17 protein-coding genes and 1 tRNA gene are annotated in these 18,827 nt (G+C 53.8%); 2 read left to right on the plus strand and 16 right to left on the minus strand.

What is annotated here, in order from left to right; translation table 11 throughout:
• The first annotated feature begins 98 nt into the window (after positions 1 to 98).
• Positions 99 to 1,805: a GNAT family N-acetyltransferase gene (locus PXG97_RS15330; RefSeq protein ID WP_276498659.1), complete on the plus strand. Its 1,707-nt coding sequence runs from the start codon at positions 99 to 101 to the stop codon at positions 1,803 to 1,805.
• A 96-nt stretch (positions 1,806 to 1,901) separates the two neighbouring features.
• Here PXG97_RS15330 and PXG97_RS15335 read toward each other — a convergent pair.
• The 16 genes from PXG97_RS15335 to PXG97_RS15410 all read right to left on the minus strand — a co-directional run bounded on the left by PXG97_RS15335 (position 1,902) and on the right by PXG97_RS15410 (position 18,208).
• A tRNA-Asn gene (locus tag PXG97_RS15335) sits at positions 1,902 to 1,975 on the minus strand.
• 133 nt (positions 1,976 to 2,108) lie between these two features.
• The gene (locus PXG97_RS15340) at positions 2,109 to 2,528 is read right to left on the minus strand and encodes a QcrA and Rieske domain-containing protein (RefSeq protein ID WP_276498660.1); all 420 of its coding nucleotides are present in this window, start codon (positions 2,526 to 2,528) and stop codon (positions 2,109 to 2,111) included.
• Entirely contained in the window at positions 2,518 to 3,378 is an 861-nt protein-coding gene (locus tag PXG97_RS15345) for a 3-hydroxyacyl-CoA dehydrogenase family protein (RefSeq protein ID WP_276498661.1), read from the minus strand. The genes PXG97_RS15340 and PXG97_RS15345 overlap by 11 nt, the downstream gene beginning before the upstream one ends.
• 94 nt (positions 3,379 to 3,472) lie before the next feature.
• Entirely contained in the window at positions 3,473 to 4,498 is a 1,026-nt protein-coding gene (gene pheS / locus PXG97_RS15350) for a phenylalanine--tRNA ligase subunit alpha (protein WP_276498662.1), read from the minus strand.
• Positions 4,499 to 4,772: 274 nt separating this feature from the next.
• Positions 4,773 to 5,024, minus strand: coding sequence for an acyl carrier protein (locus tag PXG97_RS15355; RefSeq protein ID WP_276498663.1), 252 nt, complete (start codon positions 5,022 to 5,024; stop codon positions 4,773 to 4,775).
• 4 nt (positions 5,025 to 5,028) lie between these two features.
• A complete protein-coding gene (locus PXG97_RS15360; RefSeq protein WP_276498664.1) occupies positions 5,029 to 8,442 on the minus strand; it encodes an efflux RND transporter permease subunit in 3,414 nt (1,137 codons plus the stop codon).
• Between the two features lie 19 nt (positions 8,443 to 8,461).
• Positions 8,462 to 9,613, minus strand: coding sequence for an efflux RND transporter periplasmic adaptor subunit (locus PXG97_RS15365; RefSeq protein WP_276498665.1), 1,152 nt, complete (start codon positions 9,611 to 9,613; stop codon positions 8,462 to 8,464).
• A 33-nt stretch (positions 9,614 to 9,646) separates the two neighbouring features.
• Complete coding sequence (locus tag PXG97_RS15370; RefSeq protein WP_276498666.1) at positions 9,647 to 11,020, minus strand: TolC family protein; 1,374 nt, start codon at positions 11,018 to 11,020, stop codon at positions 9,647 to 9,649.
• Between the two features lie 32 nt (positions 11,021 to 11,052).
• The gene (locus PXG97_RS15375; protein ID WP_276498667.1) at positions 11,053 to 11,685 is read right to left on the minus strand and encodes a TetR/AcrR family transcriptional regulator; all 633 of its coding nucleotides are present in this window, start codon (positions 11,683 to 11,685) and stop codon (positions 11,053 to 11,055) included.
• A gap of 268 nt (positions 11,686 to 11,953) precedes the next feature.
• Positions 11,954 to 12,697: a LytR/AlgR family response regulator transcription factor gene (locus PXG97_RS15380; protein WP_276498668.1), complete on the minus strand. Its 744-nt coding sequence runs from the start codon at positions 12,695 to 12,697 to the stop codon at positions 11,954 to 11,956.
• A complete protein-coding gene (locus tag PXG97_RS15385; protein ID WP_276498669.1) occupies positions 12,690 to 13,718 on the minus strand; it encodes a sensor histidine kinase in 1,029 nt (342 codons plus the stop codon). The genes PXG97_RS15380 and PXG97_RS15385 overlap by 8 nt, the downstream gene beginning before the upstream one ends.
• Positions 13,719 to 13,844: 126 nt before the next feature.
• Positions 13,845 to 14,684: a LiaF transmembrane domain-containing protein gene (locus tag PXG97_RS15390; protein ID WP_276498670.1), complete on the minus strand. Its 840-nt coding sequence runs from the start codon at positions 14,682 to 14,684 to the stop codon at positions 13,845 to 13,847.
• Positions 14,685 to 15,637: 953 nt separating this feature from the next.
• Positions 15,638 to 16,378 carry a M48 family metallopeptidase gene (locus PXG97_RS15395; RefSeq protein WP_276498671.1) on the minus strand — a complete coding sequence of 247 codons (741 nt, stop codon included), beginning with the start codon at positions 16,376 to 16,378 and terminating at the stop codon, positions 15,638 to 15,640.
• 258 nt (positions 16,379 to 16,636) lie between these two features.
• The gene (locus PXG97_RS15400; RefSeq protein ID WP_276498672.1) at positions 16,637 to 16,858 is read right to left on the minus strand and encodes a hypothetical protein; all 222 of its coding nucleotides are present in this window, start codon (positions 16,856 to 16,858) and stop codon (positions 16,637 to 16,639) included.
• 16 nt (positions 16,859 to 16,874) lie between these two features.
• Positions 16,875 to 17,429, minus strand: coding sequence for a YkvA family protein (locus tag PXG97_RS15405; protein ID WP_276498673.1), 555 nt, complete (start codon positions 17,427 to 17,429; stop codon positions 16,875 to 16,877).
• A 158-nt stretch (positions 17,430 to 17,587) separates the two neighbouring features.
• Positions 17,588 to 18,208 (minus strand): C40 family peptidase, encoded by a 621-nt coding sequence (locus tag PXG97_RS15410; RefSeq protein ID WP_276498674.1) that lies wholly within the window; start codon positions 18,206 to 18,208, stop codon positions 17,588 to 17,590.
• A gap of 239 nt (positions 18,209 to 18,447) precedes the next feature.
• On the opposite strand from PXG97_RS15410, the gene PXG97_RS15415 reads away from it, so the two are divergent.
• Positions 18,448 to 18,825: a hypothetical protein gene (locus PXG97_RS15415; protein WP_276498675.1), complete on the plus strand. Its 378-nt coding sequence runs from the start codon at positions 18,448 to 18,450 to the stop codon at positions 18,823 to 18,825.
• The last annotated feature ends 2 nt before the right edge of the window (positions 18,826 to 18,827 follow it).

The following is an 18,827-nucleotide window of genomic DNA, read 5'->3' on the forward strand; positions in this document are numbered from 1 at the left end:
AGAATCTAATAAAGGGATGTCTCGTATAGCTGACTGTTATATGATTATAAGTATAGGTATTTGTAATTTTTATGCTATTCTGCCCAAATCAGCGAGCTATGCAAAAAGACACTGTCAGCAACTTAGGCCCTAAGATTTTAAGTGCACCTAAAGTAGAGGTTATCACCGGTGATGGTGTGTATAAACTACTGTCAGACGTTGCATTTCTATCCGGCTGGACCGAACTATATGAAGCATGCCCCTGGGCTACGGTCTTCCAGAGCAAAGAATTTGTAAGCGTGTGGTATAAAGTATTTGGGCAGGAACATTTGCCAATTGTGGTAAAAGAGGAGCTAAACGGCAAGCTTACAGGCCTTCTAACGCTGGCAAAGGATGTGAAAGGACTGGGCATCACGGCTGCAGGGGGCTACAATGCATACTACCATACATGGCTTGTGGCTGATTATGACGATGACAGGTTTATTAAAAGGGCGTTGGCTGAGGTAAGGAAACTTTTCCCACAACAGAAGATCACGCTCAAGTATATTCCTCCTAACACCCCACTCGGATGGCTTAAAGCAGATGCCTACTGGGCTGCCCGCTACACCATCCGTCCGTTCAAGCGCCCCGTCATGAATTTCAATGATCCGGACATAGCAAGGTTCTTTAGCAAGAAACGCTTCAGAGAGTCCCGCAATCGTTTAAAGCGGCAAGGAGAGCTGGTTTATGATCAGATCACAGACTACAGTGCGCTTGTCTCTGTGTTCGACGAACTTGCTGACCAGTATGACTTTCGCAAAGGGGCAACGTTGGGCAAGGCGCCTTTTAGGAAGAACCCCTTAAAGAAAGTGTTTCTTCTTTCGCTTTTTAAAGAGAATGTACTGCACGTAAGAGTGCTGAGGCTAAACGGCAAGATCATCGCATCGCTTATTGCTACCGAAGGTAAAAACAAGTGGGTGCATGGTGCTGGCATAAACACGCATCACCCTCAGTACGCTAGGTTTTCACCGGGTTACATGATCATGATGATGCTGGGCCAGCAACTTTGCGGGGAGGGGTACCAGGCTTTTGACTTAACTCCCGGAGGCCACGATTATAAAGAAGGACTGGCTAATGCGCATGATCAGCTATACGAGCTGACAGTTGTCGATAGATGGACCGCTTTTTCCACCAAGTTCATTAACAAGTACATTAGGAGCAGAGGAAAGCTTTTCCTCTCCGGAACAGGCATTACCTCGGAGCATGTCAAAAGAGATGTTAGGAATTGGCTGAGACACAAAAAGGAACAATGGTGGCTGGTGCAGAAAGGACATATCCAGGCGGCGCTGAAAAATGAAGACATTCGCCACGCCCACGATACCGAACTTTTTGTGGTTGACCGGGCAGTTTTAAAAAACGATGTTTCGGTGCCCATAGAGGTGAATAGCTTACACGATCTGCTCGCTTATGGTGACGGTGAGGGGCGTATTACTTTCTGGCGATTTATCGAAGACAGCTCACAGCGGTTTGAAGGAGGGGAAGAGTGCTTTACTTGGGTAAAGGAGGGACGATTGATGGCTTGTGCCTGGCAACTGCCAACGGCTAAAAAGGACGGGGTAAAGGCAAGCCTGCCCGAAGAAGCTATTGTGCTTGATGGCGTTTACTGCCACGATGGCGGGCAGGCGGACTTGGCTGCTTTCTTGTTAGCCGTGCTAGCCCGAATAGGAGGGAGCCAAGTGGCCTATGTTGCTGTTAGTGCTGCCAATAAACCTTTTAGCGCTGCACTGGAGCAAGCCGGTTTGTCTAAGCTTTCAGCGGGGCTCGACCAGGTGCGGCTACAGGTGTAAGGGTGTTTAGCCAGAAACAAGGTCACCCACATGTTGCTGCCTGTAGGATGGGTATGCCTATAAACAAAAAAGCCACTCATTTCTGAGTGGCTTTTGCTCCCCCTCCTGGGCTCGAACCAGGGACCCCCTGATTAACAGTCAGGTGCTCTAACCGACTGAGCTAAGGAGGAATCTCGACATATCATTCAACTGTTTCCAGCCGTTTGATGATGCAATATTACGGCAGTAAAGCTTAATACGCAAGTGTGGTCTCGAAAAAATCTTTATAAAAACTTTAATTTCCTGTAAATCAACCTTAAAAAATTAATTGGTGATGTAGAGTGTGGAGGCTACCAGGGAGGTTCTGTACTGCTTTAGTGCAGAAATGGCCGGGCCACCGATTACCTGGCCCTGCAAGTTGTACTGGGAACCGCAGCATGGGTCAGTGATGTACAGCCGCGACGGGTCTACCTCCAGCACACAGTCGTTGCCCGGGTCGTAGGTGCAGGTCCGCTCAAAGGCCAGGTAGCTGCCGGCACTCTGGCGTACCACAATAATGCCTTTATAACCCTCTGGCAAGTACGCGTAACCGCCGTCCTGGCGCAGGTCGGGGTAGAGCTGGCTGTTTACGTTGAGCTGCGTGTTTACCGGCACGTTAGGGATAATGGGGCTGTTGCTGCCGCTGTCTTTGCTGCAGGCACCGGCTAGTATGGCCAGCAGGGGCAGCAGCAACTTACTTCTCATAAGTATAAAAGCCTTTGCCCGACTTGCGGCCGTGGTGTCCGGCGTCCACTTTCTGCTGCTGTATGCGGCTCGGTCTGAACTTGGCATCATAGTGGAAGGCCTCGAACATAGAGGTTGTTACAGAGTAGTTTGTGTCTACCCCAATCAGGTCCATGAGCTCGAAAGGCCCCATTTTAAAGCCACTGGCCTGCATCAGCTTATCTATGGTTTCCACATCGGCCACGCCTTCTTCCAACAGCTTTAGTCCCTCCACATAAAAATGGCGCGCCACGCGGTTTACGATAAAGCCTGGTGAGTCTTTGGCCATCACAGCGGTCTTACCAAGCTTTTCGGCCAGCTCTCTTATGGTTTGGGCTGTTTCAGGGGATGTGGCGGCACCGGAGATCACCTCGACCAGCTTCATGATATGGGCGGGGTTAAAAAAGTGCATCCCTACCACGCGTTCCGGGTTAGGCACGGCTGCGGCAATCTGCGTGATCGGGATAGAGGACGTGTTGGAGGCAAGTATGGTGTCGGGCTTGTTGATGCTGGCTAGCTCCTGAAAGATGTTTTGCTTCACTTCCAGCCGCTCCACCACTGCCTCTATGATCACATCGCAGCTCAGCTGTAGCGTGTTGCCTGTGTAGCTCAGGTTGCTAAGGGCGGCTTCTTTCTCTTCCTCGGTCAGTTTGCCGCGCTCTATCCCCTTGTCCAGGTTTTTCACGGTAGTCTGCCGTGCTTTCTCCAGCACCTGCGCGTTGATATCGAAAAGTATGGTTTTATACCCGGCCTGCGCACAGATCTGCGCGATGCCCTGGCCCATGGTTCCGGCACCTACTACGCCTATGGTCTTGATCTCCTCTAACGTCATAGCTTTAGTTTATACTTATAAAAACGAAGAGTGAATGCTCTGCTATACTTGTACGGCAAAACACTCACTCTCCCATTTATTCCTTTACTCTAGATTAAATAACCCCCTCAAACTGGCGCAGGAAGCGCACATCGTTTTCGGTAAAAAGGCGCAGGTCTTTTATCTGGTACTTGAGCATCGTAATACGCTCGATGCCCATACCAAAAGCAAAGCCCGAGTACACTTCCGGGTCGATGCCTGAGCTTTGGAGCACGGCCGGGTCTACCATGCCCGAGCCACCGATCTCTACCCAACCTGTGCCTTTACAGATGTTACAGCCCTCTCCTTTGCAGATGAAGCAGGTAATATCGATCTCGGCGCTAGGCTCGGTGAAGGGGAAGAACGACGGCCGGAAGCGAATCTGCGTACCCTGCCCGAACATCTCTTTGGCGAAGTAGTACAGCGTCTCCTTCAGGTCTTTAAAGCTTACGCCTTTGTTTACGTACAGGCCCTCTACCTGGTGGAACACCATGTGCGCTCGCGCCGAGATCGCCTCGTTGCGGTACACGCGGCCGGGCATGATGCTGCGCAGCGGCGGCTGGTTGTTTTCCATCAAGCGCACCTGCACCGTGGAAGTATGGGTGCGGAGCAGTTTCTCCTTGTCCTCACTCAGGAAGAACGTGTCCTGCATCTCACGGGCCGGGTGGTTCTCCGGGAAGTTAAGGGCGGAGAAATTGTGCCAGTCATCCTCCATCTCCGGTCCCTCGGCCACGTTAAAGCCGATGCGCTCGAAAATGCGCACAATCTCCTGGCGCACCAGCGAGAGCGGGTGGCGTGTGCCCAGCGTATTCGGTATGGTTGGCAGGGTAAAGTCAAAGCCTGTGTCGCCGGCATTATCTGTGGCACTGGCCAGTTGCTCCTGCGCCTGGTCGAAGCGCTCCTGGGCGCGGTTCTTCAGGGTGTTCAGCTGCTGGCCCACCTCGCGGCGCTGCTCCGGCGCCACAGTCTTCAGGCCGTCAAAAAGCTCGGCAATGCGGCCCTTGCGGCCTATGTATGCTATGCGGAATTGCTCTAGTTCGGCAGCGTTGCTAAGAGGTGCCGCTTCAATCTCTTGTGCTACTTGTTGTATGTTCTCCACCATAATCTGCAAAGATAATAATTTGGCGCGTTCTGCCCCTAGTTAGGTAATTCTGAATTGGTACGCAAACAAGCAAAGCGGGTATGGGCGAAAAATGTAGGCAGCCCGCTGTAGCTATAGGGCCAGCCATCTATGCTCTCCCTTATAAACATATATGGGAGCGGTGCTCCTGCTCCGCAGCAGCGGCTAAGGAAGGATAGCCTATGAATACAGCCCATAAAAAAGCCCCGGAACCAAGTGCCGGGGCTTTTAACTTTTACGTACAGGTAATTCCTTATCAGCTGGCTTTTTTGATCGTGTGGGTGGCCACAAAGTCCACAAAGTCGCCTACTGTGTCTATAGGTACCTCATCCGGAATCGTGATCTTGAAGTTTTTCTCCAACTCCAGGATAATGTCTACCACGTCAACAACATCGAAACCAAAGTCGCGAAGCATTCTGTCGGCCCACAGGCGGTCTGCTTTAATCGCCTTGGTTTTGCTAATGATACGGATAACCTCCTTCTCAATAGCGGTATCTGTTATAAGCATATTTCTATAATGTGTATTCTCTTACTTTTCCATTCACGAGCTGCTCTTGCTGCTGTAGCTTCAGCGCCCCGCGCTTTTTCTTGCCGATCACCCTGTCCTTCAGCTTCTCGTTCAGCAGGTACATCACCGGCACTACCAGCAGGGTAACGATGGTCGCAAAACCCAGGCCAAAAATGATGGTCCATGCCAAAGGCCCCCAGAACGCCGCACTGTCGCCTCCCAGGAAGAACCCTGCCTCGAACTCCGTAAACAAAGTATAGAAGTTAAGGTTTAAGCCGATTCCCAGGGGGATAAGGCCAAGTATGGTAGCCGTTGCCGTCAGCAACACCGGGTTCAAACGCGTTTTGCCCGCTTCCACAATCGCCTCCTTCAGCTCCTTGCCCTCACCGAGGAGTATGTCTGTGAACTCCACAATCAGGATACCATTCTTCACCACGATACCAGCCAGCGCCACAATGCCCACACCAGTCATCACCACCGACACATCCATGCCGAAGATGGAGAAGCCCAGCAGCACACCGATGATCGAGAACAGCACCTCCGAGAGGATGATGAACGGCTTTGAGACAGAGTTGAACTGCGTTACCAGTATCAGGAAGATAATGCAGAAAGCCGCCACCAGTGCCACCAACAGGAACTCGAATGTCTCCTGCTGGTCTTCCTGCTCACCGCCCATACTTATCTCGAAGCCCTCCGGCGTTTCGAAGTTCTGCAGCGACTCTTGTATCTGCTGCACCACCTCGTTAGCATTGTAGCCATCCAGCACGTTCGACTCCAGTGTAACCACCCGCTTCAGGTTTTTGCGCTTGATGCCGCCATACGTGTTGGTGTACTCCAGCGTAGCCACCGACGACAGCGGGATCTGGCGGATCTGGCCAGAGTTCATGTCGCGGTAGGTGATGCGCATGTCCATCAGGGCGTCTATGTTCTCGCGGTACGGCTCGGCGTAACGCACCTGTATCGGGTATTCCTCCTCGTCGCGCTTAAACTTGGAGGCTTCCGTGCCGAAAATAGCCGTACGCACCTCCTGCCCGATCTGCCCCGTGCTGATGCCCTCGCGGTTGGCGCGCTCGCGGTCTATGTTCACCACGATCTCCGGCTTGCTGTCTTCCAGGTCGGAGCGCAGCTCCTCTATGCCGCCAATCTGCTGCTGGTCTATGTACTGCTCCACCTGCTTCGAGAGAGCGATCAGTTCCTCAAAGTCCTCGCCGGCGATCTCAATTGAGATCGGCTTGCCCACCGGTGGGCCATTCTGCTCCTTGTCCACCGTAATGTTGGTGCCCGGTATGCCCTTCACAGCCTCACGTATGTTGGTCAGGTAATCTGTGGTCGATCTCTCTCCCACACGGTCTTTATACTCTATAAAGGCAACGGTAACCTTTCCTTTATGAGATTGTGCCGTGGTGGAGCGGTCGTTCTCGTCGCCGGCACCTATGGCTACGTTCGAAATAACGGACTCCACATCAGGATTATTCTCACCTATCACACTGTAGACCCGCCGCTCCACAAGCTTAGTAACAGAATCAGTTACAGCCTGATCTGTGCCGATCGGCATGTTGATGTAAGTATAGACGAAATTGGGCTCACTGCTCGGGAAGAACTCCACCTTTGGCGGACGCACGGCTGTTAAAAACAATGAAAAAATTAATAGGCCGATGATGCCGAAGAACACCCCGACCGGGCGTTTGCCTACCAGCATCCAGCGCAGCAGCCTTTCGTAGCCTGACATAAAGCGCGGCAGCACCCGCTCCTGAAAATTGGCGATCATGCCGTTGAGCACGAACTTGTTGAGCAGCACCAGCAGAATGGCCAGTATGATCAGGTTAGCCACGCCATACGATCCGGCGATATAGCCTACCACCGCCACCACAAAGCCTACGGCAATCAGAATCCAGAAGAGCTTGCCGCCGCGCCTTGCGGTTGGCTCCGCATCGTGCTTCTTCATGAAAGACACGGCAAACACCGGGTTAATGATAAAGGCCACCAGCAACGACGACATCAGCGTGACGATGAGCGTGATCGGGAGGAAGAACATGAACTCGCCCACAATGCCTGGCCAGAAGGCCAGCGGCAGGAACGGTGCCACTGTGGTAAGCGTACCTGCCAGCACCGGCACAAACACCTCGCCGGCAGCGGCCTTTGCCGACTGCACCACGTTCAGGTTAGAGGTGTGGTAGATGCGGTGCGTGTTCTCGATCACCACAATGGCATCATCCACCACAATACCCAGCGCCAGCAGGAACGAGAAGAGCACGATCATGTTCAGCGAAAAGCCAAAGGTCGGCATCAGGATAAAGGCCAGGAACATAGAGATAGGCACCGACAGTCCCACGAAGATGGCGTTGGTGGTTCCCATGAAAAACATCAGGATCAGGGTAACCAGTATAAAGCCGATGATGATGGTGTTGATCAGGTCGTTCAGGGTATGGCGCGTTTGGGTAGACTGGTCACCCGTGACGGTGATGTTCAGGTCGGCCGGCAGTGTGGCTCCCTGCATCTCCTCTATCGCCTCGTGTACCTTGTCGGAAGCCTCGATCAGGTTCTCGCCGCTGCGCTTGATCACATTGAGCGTGATCACCGGCTCGTTGCCCAGGCGCGCATAGCTCTCCTGCTCCTCAAAGCCTTCCTTCACCTCGGCGATGTCTCCCAGGCGGATGTTCGCGCCCCCCAGGGACTTCAGCACGATATCGTTGATACGGTCCGGATCGGTGTACTGGCCCACCACGCGCACCGAGCGCTTGGCCTCGCCCACCGTTACGTTGCCGCCCGAGATGGTCATGTTCTCGCGGGCAATGGCCGTGGAGATGTCGTTGAAGGTAACCTGGGCGGCCTGCATTTTGTAGAGGTCCACGTTTACCTGCACCTCCTTGTCCAGCGCACCCACCATGTCCACGCGCGTAATCTCCGGGAATGACTCAAAGCGGTCCTGCAGCTCCTCGGCGTAGTCCTTCAGCTGGTCCAGGCTATAATTACCCGACACGTTCACGTACATGATCGGGAACTCCGAGAAGTTCACCTCCTGCACGTCCGGCTCACGGGTGAGGTCTGTCGGCAGGTCGGTGCGGGCCTTGTCCACGGCATCCTTCACCTGCTGCTTCGCGTCCGAAACCTCCACATCAGTGTTAAACTCCACCACGATCATCGAGAAGTCCTGCATGGAGTTGGAGGTAACCTCCTTCACCCCGGAGATGGCCTTGATCTCCTTCTCGATCGGGCGCGTCACCAGGTTCTCCATATCTGAGGGCGAGGTACCCTGGTACACCGTGCTCACGAACATCGTCGGGATTACAATGTCCGGGAAGTTCTCTTTCTGCAGGTTGATGTAAGAGAAGATACCCGCCAGCGTAATGATGATGGTAATGATATAGATACTGGTCTTGTTATCGATCGACCAGCTGGTTGGCTTAAACTGTTTCATAGTTTTATACTTTTAGGTATTACTTCTGCGTCAGACTGCTCTCGGCAAACACCACCGGCTGCCCCTCGTTCACGTTCTGGTAGCCTGCCGTAATCACTCTGTCTTCCGCAGAAAGGCCGCTCAACACCTCCACTTGCCCGCCGTAGCTCAGGCCTGTTTTAATCTCCTTGCGGGTGGCCACATACTCGTTGCCCTTCTTCTGGGCCACGTATACATAGCTCGATTTCTCGTCTTTTTGCACCAGGTTTACCGGCAGCGTTACCACGCCTTCGTTCTTGTAGTCCTGGATGCGCACCACAGCCACCATGTTCGGGCGCAGCGCAATGTCGGAGCCGTTCTTCAGGCGCAGCTCCACGGTAAAGGTGCGGCTGGTGGGGTCTATGAAGCTGCTCACCACCTCCACGCGGGTCTGCACCTCCTTCTTCAGGTCCGGGAAGTATACCACAGCCTCGTCGCCTTGGCTGATCTTGTCCTGGTAGGCCTCCGATACCTCGGCCACGATCTTGCCGCCCTGCAGGTTCACCACCCGGATGATGCCCACACCCGGCGCCACGGCCTCCCCGGTGTTTGGTCGCACCTCGTCTACCACACCGCTGATCGGGGCTTTGATGTTATACTGGTCGCGCTGCTGCTGCAGGGCTGCCAGGTTTCGCTCCAGGGCCTCCTTGTTGTTCTTGGCCGTGAGGTACTGCATCTCGGTGCCTATTTTCTGGTCCCAGAGGTTCTGCTGCTTCTCGTAGGCCACACGGGCCAGGTCGAGGCGGGTTTTCACTTCGGCAATACTTTGCTCCAGCACCTGGGCATCAATGGTGGCCATGGTCTGCCCCTTCGACACGCGGTCGCCGCGCTCCACGCGCACGCTCGTCAGCACGCCCGGCACTTTAGCGCTCACCAGCACGTTCTGCGTAAAGTCCACGCGGCCCTGTACCTCCAGGTAGTGGCGGAAAGTATCCTGCGCCAGCGCGGTTACCGATACCGGCACGGTTTTCTGCTGCACGGCCACTGTTTTTCCGTCGGCCTTCAGCTCATTCTCCAGTTTCTCTATCTGCGCCTGTAGCTCGGCCTGCTGGCCCTTCAGTTCATCCAAACGGGCTTGCTTATCATCCGCGCCACCGCAGGAGGCCAGGCCCAGTAAAAGTATAAGAGATGCTGATGCTATGATTCGGTTCATGGTGTAGTAGTAAGATTGGTTTTTTCGATAGTTTTATTTTACAAGTAGCGTTCCGGTGGCCTTCTCCAGGTTTACCTTCGCGATGAGGGCATCGTACATGGCAGCGTAGTAGTTGGTTTGGGCCTCGCGCAGGTCGGTTTCAGCGGTTACCACCTCCAGGTTGGAGCCTATCCCCTCCTGAAACTTGATCTTGGCCACGCGCGCGATGTCCTCGGCCAGTGCCAGGTTCTCCTGCTGCGCCTTCAGCACATCCAGGGCGTTCGTGAGTTCGGTGGAGGCCTGCTCCAGCTCCAGGTCTATACTTTGGCGCAGCGTCTCGAAGCCGAGCTTGGCGTTATCCAGCGTCACCTTGCTCTGCTGTATCTGGTAGTGCTTGCGCAAACCATCGAAGATCGGCACCTGGAGCTGTGCGCCCACGTAGCCGTACTCCAGGTAATTGCGGGTGGTGGTGATTTCTTTGAACTCGTTGCTGGCGGCGTTATAGCCGTAGCGGGCGTTTAAGTGTAGTTTCGGCAGATAGCCGGAGCGGATGTTGCGCAAATCCAGCTCGGCCAGGCTCTGCTGCGTCTCCAGCAAAGAATACTCGATGCGGTTGCTATAGTTGAAGTTCTGCGGGTGCAGCTGGCTCATGTCGATGTCCACCTCTTCCAGTTTATCGGTCAGCAGCACCGGCTGCTTCTGCGATAGCCCCATCTGGAACTTGAGCAGGTTTTCGCTCAGCTGCAGCAGGCGCTGCGTTTTCTGCTGCTCCACCTTCAGGTTGTTCAGCTGCACGCGCAGGCGGTCCACATCCAGCTTCTCGGCCACGCCGTTCTCAAACATCACCTGTGTCTGGAACAGCAAAGTATCCAGGCGGGTGATGTTCTGCTCCAGCAGCGCCATGCGCTCCCCGCTCACCAGCACGCTGTAATAGGCCTTGCTCACCTGCTCGGCCACCTCAATCTCGCTTTGGGCAGTAGTTTTGCGCGACAGCTCGGTATAGGTCTTCGCCGCCTTCAGGCCTATCAGGTAGGAGCCGTCGAACAGCAGCTGGCTGGCCGTTATGGTGGCATTGCTGGTATAGGCCGGGGTGAAGGTTACCGGCACAAAGGTGCCGGGCTGCGGCGAGTTAGGGTCGTCGGGGTCGTTGAAAAACTCTGCCGGCAGAAAGCTCTGCTGCTGCACAAAGTTATCGCCCGTCTCCAGCGCCGCGTTTATCTGCGGCAGGCCCATGGCGCGTATTTCGCCCACCTTGGCTTTGGCGCTGCGCTCCTCGTTACGGGTGGCCTGCAGGCTGGCACGGTGCTGCATGGCGTACTCTATACTTTCCTGCAGGCTCAGGCGCATGGGCTCCTGCTGCTGCCCCTGCGCAAAGCTGCCGCCGCACAAGGTAAGTATGGCTAAAAGCAGGCTAATCTGTTTTTTCATAATTTATTTTGATTGGTGGTAGTAGGTAGTAATTATTCTTCTTCGGTTACTTGCTTGTACTGGTTGATCAGTTTATGCCCCTTTAGCGTTGCCATTCCCAGCATGTAATGCTCCAGCACCGCCAACTGCACCTGCTTTATGTCAAACTCGTGCGGCGGGTATACTTCCGGGTTAAAGGGCAGCTCGATCAGGGCCAGGCGCATGCGGGCCATCACCTCCACATCCAGGTCTTGGCGGAACAGGCCTTCCTGCATTCCCCGCTCAATGTTGCCTTTCACGATACCGAGCATAAAGCTGTTCTTGTGCTGCATCCAGAGCTCCCAGCTGTCGCGGTGGTACTTCTGCAGGTCGTGGAAAACGGAAGGGTGAATCACGGAAAAGACCTTCTTTGTCAGTTGGATGATCTGGAAGAGCTCGTCAATGGCGTTGTCGGCCCGGTCCACAAAGCACACGCAATCGCTTTGCAGTGTTTTCAGGTAAGCCATGGTGGAGTCGTACACCACCTGGTCTTTGTTCTTAAACCACTTGTAAAGCGTTTTCTTGGACATGGCCAGGTGCTGGGCAATGTCGTCCATAGACACGCTTTTTATGCCGCGCTGGCAAAACATGCTAAACGCCGCCTGCAGTATCTTCTTCTGAGTATCTGTTCTTTCTGCTGTCTCCATACCTTAAATGCGGGGCAAAACTATGGAAACAATTTTCATTTCAAAAGTTTCCTGCCTGTAATTTAGTTAACAACAGACGTTATACAATGTTCTTATCTGGCTTAATTACAAGCATTTGTGATTGATGATGTGCCCGTGCCAGCTACAGGTTTTTAGACGAACAGCGGTGTTATATAGACAAACTCACGTGAAAAGTATAGCAATACTTGTCCGTGCTTCATCCAAAGAAAAGCAGCCGGCACAGCAGGTTTATACTGTTAAATTTTTGTTAAATGCCTAGCACTTGCCGTAGCTTGCTGTAGCCGCTGCGGCTTAGCGGTATGCGCACCCCGGTCTTGAGCAGGGCCAGGTGGCTGTCTTTCTCCAGGGGCTCTATGCGGGTGAGTTGGGTGAGGGGGATGATGTAGGAACGGTGCACGCGCACGAATTGCTTCGGGTCCAGCACGCGCTCGTAGTAGCTCATGGTCTTCTTCTTCAGGAAGAGGCCCTCGGAAGTATGCACCTTCACATAATCATCGTAGGCCTCCAGGTATAAAACGTCCCGTACAGGTATAATGCGGATGTCGTTGGCAGCCTTTACCACGATGCGCAGCTGCTCCTCGGGCTGTTTGGCGGGCACCTCGCTCAGGTCCCCGGCCTTGCTTTCCGCAGTTGTGGCGCCTCGTTTCTGCAACCATTTTTTCAGGGCGGCATCAAAGCGCTGCTGGCTGAAGGGCTTGAGCAGGTAATCCACGGCGTTGGCCTCAAAGGCCTTCAGGGCGTACTCGTCATAAGCGGTGGTAAAAATTACGCCCGGCGCCTGCTCCACCAGTTCCAGCATCTCAAAGCCGTTTATCTTGGGCATCTGTATGTCCAGGAAAATCAGGTCAGGCTGGTGCTGCTGTATAGCCTTTACGCCTTCAAACCCGTCGCCGCACTCCTGCACCACCTGTATCTCCGGGTGCTGCTGCAGGTACTCCACCACAATACTGCGGGCCAGGGGCTCATCGTCTATAACTAAACATTTAATCATTTTTCTGTGGGATTTTAATGCTGGTGACAAACTGGTTCTCCTCCTGCCGCGTCTGCAGCAGGTCTTGCCGGGCGTAGAGCAGGTACAGGCGGCGCTGCACAGAGCTAAGGCCGAAGCCGGTGCCGCGCTGTGGGCGTGTGGTGGCGGGGTCGTAGGGGTTCTGCACCTGCAGCAGCAGCTGATGATCCTGGGCGGTGGCTTTTATGCTGATCACGGTATCCCCCACGGTATCGTAAAGGCCGAACTTAATGGCATTTTCCACTACAGGCTGCAGCAGCAGGGCCGGCAGGCGCATGTTCATTGTTTCATCTTGTACTTCAATGGCAGTTTGCAGGCGGTGCCCGAAGCGCACCTTCTCTATTTCCAGGTAAAGCTCCAATTGCTGCAGCTCATCGGAGAGGCTTACCTGTTGCTGATTGTCCTTGCGCAGGGTGCCGCGCAGGAAATCGGAAAGCTGCTGTATCATTCTACGGGCCTGCTCCGGCCGCGCCACCACCAGCGCCGAGATGGAGTTAAGGCTGTTGAACAGGAAGTGGGGCTGCAGCTGCTGCCGCAAGGTATGCAGCTCTGCCTCACGGGCTAGTTTCTCGGCGGCGGCGCGGCGCTGCTCATCCTGCTGCCTTTCTAAGGTATAAAACCAGAACCAACTCAGCAGCAAGAGCAGCAGCACCATCAGCCAGGTAAACACGAAGCGCACCGCCAGCGTGGCGTCCACAAAGTCCAGGTACACCACATCCCCCTTAAACGCCCGGGTGGTAGCCCAGTAAAAAACCACTGTGCTGAGGGCTGCCAGGCCCATGCTCCAGCCCAGCAGATAGGCAGCCTCGCGTATACTTGGCTGGTAGTAGCGCAGGCCGGTGCCCATGGCGTAGCCGCCAGCAGCAAGCAGCAGGTTGGTGAGCAGCGCGTCCGATGCAGCCACTGGCAGGCTAAAGCCCACCGACCACAGCAGCGCCGTCTGCACCGCCGCCCACAGCAGCGCCCACCCTAGGTAAGCAAGTATAACGCGGCTCGGAGACATGCTTTAGAGTTAGAGAGTTTAGGAGTCAAAGAGTTTTAGAGTTTAACAGAGACACAATTTGTTGTGTCTTTATAGTTAAGGAACCAGGTATCGGATAACGAACAACCGGTAACGAGTAGCGATACTTTAGTAGCTCTTGATGTTGAGGCCTCCGAAGAGTGTGGTGCCTTTTAGAATAAGCACTTTGCTTGGGTCAAAGCCGTCAGGCAACATCGGGCGTTTGTCTTCCACGCCGCCCAGTATGGCCACCATTTCGGACTTTACCTGCCAGTGCGGCGGGATGATCAGGGTGGTTCCGCCAAAGATCTGCGTGGCCTCCAGCACAACCGGGTGCTGTATGTCCGCCTGGCTTAGGTTAAGTTCGGTTCCGCCAAACACGCTCACCACTTCTCCTCCCAAAAAGTTCTTGGAAACGATGTTCTTCTTGATGCCCCCAAGGATGGCGGTGGCGTCCACAATGTCTTCGGTAGAGTAGGTGGTGTCGGTGTAGCTGTCTGCGTAAGGGCCGCTGCCAGGTTCTTTGCTCTCGGTATAGCGGTCGTAAGGCTCGTGCCCAGGGCCTTTGTCGGATGCCGGCGGGCTGAGGCGATGGCTGTAACGGTTGCGCGGCTTCAGCATCACCCATAAGCCAATACCGATCAGCAGGATGGGCCAGAAGTAGATGCGCAGGTTAAAGCCTGCCACCAGGTCGTTTATCAGGAAGATTGTTCCGATCAGCACCAGCACCAGCCAGCCCGATTTTCTAAAGTTATGCCGGAAGCCCACAAAGAGGCCGATCACGATCAGCAGCATCTGCCAGGAAAAGACCCAGTAAGGCAGGAAGAAGATGTTGAGTTTGGAGGCAAGTATCGTAACGCCTACCGCAATCAGCAGCAAGCCTGCCATTACTTTGCCTCTGGAGCCGCCACGCTGCTCGGGCCAGTTATCGCCGTAGTGGCTGTTTGGGACTTGGTTTCTGTTTTCCATAGTTCTGTTCCTTAAGTTTCTGTTGTAAAGGTACTTTAAACTGGCTCGCGCGTCTAGGGGTAATAGGCAGACTCGGGAGAGAAGTCGGTAAACTACCGGTTTGCGTCGGTAAGCTACGAAGGTTAAGGTGCTGCTGCAATTTACCGATAGGTTCGACAGCTGATTTTCTGTGAGATATGTGATTGGAGCTGCTGCTCAGCTTCCTTTGGCGCATGGGCCCGTTTGTGTCTTCTATTGCCACTGCTTCTTTTGATTTGAACTAAGCTATCCTCTCTAGCCACTGCTGATCCACAGTCTTATAAGCAGCCCCCCGCTAGCGCGAGCTTTTAGCTCGTGTTGCCCCTGCTTCCTGCAATCAGAACTAAGCTATACTTGCTAGCTGCCGTTCATCCTCAGTCTTACGAGCGGCTCTTTCCATTTCACACTTTGGTGCTCTCCAGCCCGAGAGGGCTCGTCTTCGGGCATCGCGCTGTCTACATTTCTTTTGCTGTCGCAATGCCTCGCTTTCGCTCGGCACCGGAAATCTAGAAGGCGCTCTTTTTCGAGGGCCCCTACCCCCACCCAAGGACTGGGAACATGCTCGATAGCTCCAGCATACGGAGCTTGAACAGAGCTCCCTCTCCTGTTTTTAGGAGAGGGCTGGGGTGAGGTGAATTCCCCTGCTCGGAGGGGCTAAAGGTGGTATGATCCGACACAGCCTGTAACTCCCTTTCCTGTTTTTAGTAGAGGACTGAGTATGGGCTTATACATTGCTCGCAAGGCAAAGGGAGTTACAGGCTATGCTGCAAAAGCAAAAAGCGCTGCAGGGAAACCTGCAGCGCTTTTCTGTGCGCCATCATGTGGTAAGTAGGGCACAGTAATACTTTGTAGCAGCAGCCTCTCAGGCCGTTACCGGTTTGTTTTCAATCAGGAAGTATAAATCAGCTTAGTAAAGTATGGCAATAGGCAACCTGTTAGAAAATGGAGATTCGGTAAGCTTTCAGTTTTTTGTCGAGGTCTTTGGCGTTGCCGCAAACACTGTCGAGCAGCGCCCAGAAACGCGGACCGTGGTTTTTCTCTACCGTATGCGCCAGCTCGTGCAGGATCACATAATCGCACAAGGCATCGGGTAGGCGCATCAGGTGCAGGTTCAGGTTGATGTTGTTGGTGTGCGAGCAGCTGCCCCAACGGCTCTTGGCGTTCTTGATGAACACGCTCTGGTACTCAAACCCAAACTTGTCGGCAAAGTAGGCCACCCGTTGCGGCAGGTACTGCTTGGCCTCCTTGCGGTAAGCCTCCTCCATGGATTTGCGGATAAACTTCTGCACATCCGGGTCGCGCACCTCCTTAAAGGCTGGGTAGAACACGTTGATGTAGCCGTTCTGGACGACGCAGCGCATGTCGTAGCGGGCATGGGTGAGCAAACGCAGGGTGTGGTACTTCGTTTTGAACTCCGTGTTGTGGTCGTAAGTGGTTACCTGCTGCTCCTGCTGCTGCATGCGCGCCTGGTGCTCTTTGATCCAGTCGGCCTTGGTGTAAATAAGCTGTTCTGCTTTCTCAAAGCTGATGTGCGGCGGCACAGCTACTCGCACGCCCTTCAGGGGGCGCACACTGATGCTCAGCCGCTTTGCTTTGTCGCTCCGCTCAAACAGCACCTTCCCAATTCCGTCGATATGCAGGTTGACGGATGTAAGACGTAAGAATGATGAAGACACTGGCTAAAAGTTAAAGTACAAAATTTATGTGGCCAAAGATAGGTATTAATTTAATTAAAAAAAGACTACTGCAGAAGCTTTTGTGGCATTTAATTTAAATTAATGTATTTGTATTGTGCTATATTTTAGAAGTTAAAGACTGATGAGTAGGCGGAAAGACAGTTGTAGAGGGAGCTTTTGTAGCTGTGTAAAGTACAAGAAAAAAGCAGCGGCAGGCTATATTCTAGCCTGCCGCTGCTTTTTTCGGAATAGCGTAAGTTAGCGAACGTTACCTCCGGTCGGCATGTCGTCGTGCGGGTTTTTAGGGGCACGGCTGCTGTCGGTGGTGGCAGAGCGTTCTGTGGCCTCTCGTGTGTTTGTTACAGTGCCCTTTGCGTCGGTGCTGTGGCCTTGCGAGGAGTGTTTAGCCTTGGGGTTTTCGTGCTCCTCACCCTGCTGGGCTTTCGCTTTCTTGTCCTGGTTTTTCTTGTTTGTTTCCATAGTTAGTTTGGTTTGGTTAATAGCCTGGCTTGGTGTCGGTCTGTATGTCGCCGGCTGAGCGGTCGCTATACTTTGGGGTGCCGAACGAGACGTCGGCATCGTGTTTCTCGGGGGTGTGTTGCCCGCCTTCGGCAGGCGTTACCTGTATAGGGCGGGAAGCTTCCCACTCCTTAAACTTATCCAGCTCGGTTTTTATACTGGCCATAAACCAGGCCAGCAGGCTGGCATCATCTAGCAGGCCTATCACCGGAATCACGTCCGGTATCACATCTATCGGCATCAGAAAGTAGATGAGGACGGCCACGCCGGCAACCAATGTAGTAGTAGGGATGCCTTTGTACTCGCCGGAGCTGGCGGCTTTCAGCATGCGGGTAAGCAGCTGCAGGTTCTCCCACACTTCGCTGGCGATGGCTCCCACGCCTTTTTTGGCCGTGGCTTTTTTCAGGGTTTCGCTAATCAGCCTGGCCACTTCCGATGGGTGCTTCAGGTAAGCTTCCGCCTTCTCGAGTATCTTCTTGAATATGGGGCTGTCGGCTACTTTTTTGCCTTCCGGTCCTTTGTTATCTGTCATGCTTATACGTTGGGTTAAGGTTGCTCTGGGGCGGCCTCTGCTGCTGCCAAAGCGGGTGCAATTTGCGTAAACAATTGGTAACCTTCCTATACTTGCTCCCATTAAAATTGTTATGGTTTGCAGGATAAAAAGCCAGGAGCAGGGGGGATGGCAGAAGGTTAGTTTACCCGGCCGGCGGCAAAGTAGCGGTTGCGGAAGTATGGCTCTGAAAGTGAGCTGACCATGACGCCCCTGGTGGTAGAGGAGTGAATGAACTTGTTGTTCTTCAGGTAAATGCCCACATGGAAGATGGGGCCTTTGGCGCTGCGGCGGAAGAACACGAGGTCGCCGGTGCGTACGCTGTCTTTCTTGATGCGGGCCACATCCTGAAACATGGAGCGGGAGCTGCGGCTGAGGTTTATGCCGTACACTTCCTGATACAGGCTGGTAACCAGGCCGGAGCAGTCGGTGCCGCGTTTGCTGCTGCTGCCGTAGCGGTAAGGGGTGCCAATCCATTTGGAGGCTGCCTCCACCAGGGCACGGTAGTCAGGATTTCTGAACCTGAGGCCTAGCTTTTTGATGTAATACTCCTCGTGTGGCTCCTCGGCCTCTTTGTCCGGCATCATGTACTCAGCCCAGGCATAGGGCACGTAAGCCTGCGTATCCAGCGGGTAAGGGGTAATGGCAGGCAGTGCCATTGCCTGCTCTGTAACTGGCCGGCTGGCCGGGGCCACCTCGTAAAAGTATGAAAGCACCAGCGACAAAATCGCCAAGGCACTTAGTATGGCTGCTTTTTTCATAGGGTAAAGCATGTACCGGGCCCACCCGATCATTGCCCGAAAAAGTATAAAATAGGTAATGGCAGCAGAGATGCCGTACCTTATCCGGTGCAAAAGTAGCCCTTATCTGCTTAAGCGCCAAACTATAAGATGCCCTGTGGGCGTGTTTGCTGCGCAGCTTTTACAGCCAAAAGGTAACTTTGGAGCATCGGTGGCAAGTATAAATGCTTATACTACGCCTTATTTAGAGTACTATTTTTATGGATTTTAAAGTTGTAGAACGCTCATTTTTTGCCCGTATTGCGCGCCTGGTGCTAAAGAGCAGCAATGTGGCCATGGTGCTGGGCAAAACCATTTACCTGAGCGGAGTTAGCCGGGAAACGTTTCTGAAGGACGAGGGGTGGGTGGCGCATGAGCTGTGCCATATACGGCAGTTCCGGGAGCACGGCTTTTTCCGGTTCCTGTGGCTGTACCTGCAGGAGTCGTGGCGGGTAGGCTACTACAACAACAAGTATGAGGTGGAGGCGCGGCTGGAGGGCCTGAAGCACCGCCGCCACCTGAGCCCTTCACAAAAGGCCGGCAGCGCCATTGCGCCCACAGAGGCCCCCTTGCCAATAGATACCAAGAAAACAGAATAGGG

Origin of the sequence: Pontibacter litorisediminis (assembly GCF_029360645.1) — a bacterium.
Lineage (GTDB): Bacteria > Bacteroidota > Bacteroidia > Cytophagales > Hymenobacteraceae > Pontibacter > Pontibacter litorisediminis.

Bases quoted from the DNA above. Each gene is read 5' to 3' on its own strand.
- PXG97_RS15330 (WP_276498659.1), top strand. From the start codon at position 99: ATGCAAAAAGACACTGTCAGCAACTTAGGCCCTAAGATTTTAAGTGCA.
- PXG97_RS15340 (WP_276498660.1), bottom strand. From the start codon at position 2,528: ATGAGAAGTAAGTTGCTGCTGCCCCTGCTGGCCATACTAGCCGGTGCC.
- PXG97_RS15345 (WP_276498661.1), bottom strand. From the start codon at position 3,378: ATGACGTTAGAGGAGATCAAGACCATAGGCGTAGTAGGTGCCGGAACC.
- pheS (WP_276498662.1), bottom strand. From the start codon at position 4,498: ATGGTGGAGAACATACAACAAGTAGCACAAGAGATTGAAGCGGCACCT.
- PXG97_RS15355 (WP_276498663.1), bottom strand. From the start codon at position 5,024: ATGCTTATAACAGATACCGCTATTGAGAAGGAGGTTATCCGTATCATT.
- PXG97_RS15360 (WP_276498664.1), bottom strand. From the start codon at position 8,442: ATGAAACAGTTTAAGCCAACCAGCTGGTCGATCGATAACAAGACCAGT.
- PXG97_RS15365 (WP_276498665.1), bottom strand. From the start codon at position 9,613: ATGAACCGAATCATAGCATCAGCATCTCTTATACTTTTACTGGGCCTG.
- PXG97_RS15370 (WP_276498666.1), bottom strand. From the start codon at position 11,020: ATGAAAAAACAGATTAGCCTGCTTTTAGCCATACTTACCTTGTGCGGC.
- PXG97_RS15375 (WP_276498667.1), bottom strand. From the start codon at position 11,685: ATGGAGACAGCAGAAAGAACAGATACTCAGAAGAAGATACTGCAGGCG.
- PXG97_RS15380 (WP_276498668.1), bottom strand. From the start codon at position 12,697: ATGATTAAATGTTTAGTTATAGACGATGAGCCCCTGGCCCGCAGTATT.
- PXG97_RS15385 (WP_276498669.1), bottom strand. From the start codon at position 13,718: ATGTCTCCGAGCCGCGTTATACTTGCTTACCTAGGGTGGGCGCTGCTG.
- PXG97_RS15390 (WP_276498670.1), bottom strand. From the start codon at position 14,684: ATGGAAAACAGAAACCAAGTCCCAAACAGCCACTACGGCGATAACTGG.
- PXG97_RS15400 (WP_276498672.1), bottom strand. From the start codon at position 16,858: ATGGAAACAAACAAGAAAAACCAGGACAAGAAAGCGAAAGCCCAGCAG.
- PXG97_RS15405 (WP_276498673.1), bottom strand. From the start codon at position 17,429: ATGACAGATAACAAAGGACCGGAAGGCAAAAAAGTAGCCGACAGCCCC.
- PXG97_RS15410 (WP_276498674.1), bottom strand. From the start codon at position 18,208: ATGAAAAAAGCAGCCATACTAAGTGCCTTGGCGATTTTGTCGCTGGTG.
- PXG97_RS15415 (WP_276498675.1), top strand. From the start codon at position 18,448: ATGGATTTTAAAGTTGTAGAACGCTCATTTTTTGCCCGTATTGCGCGC.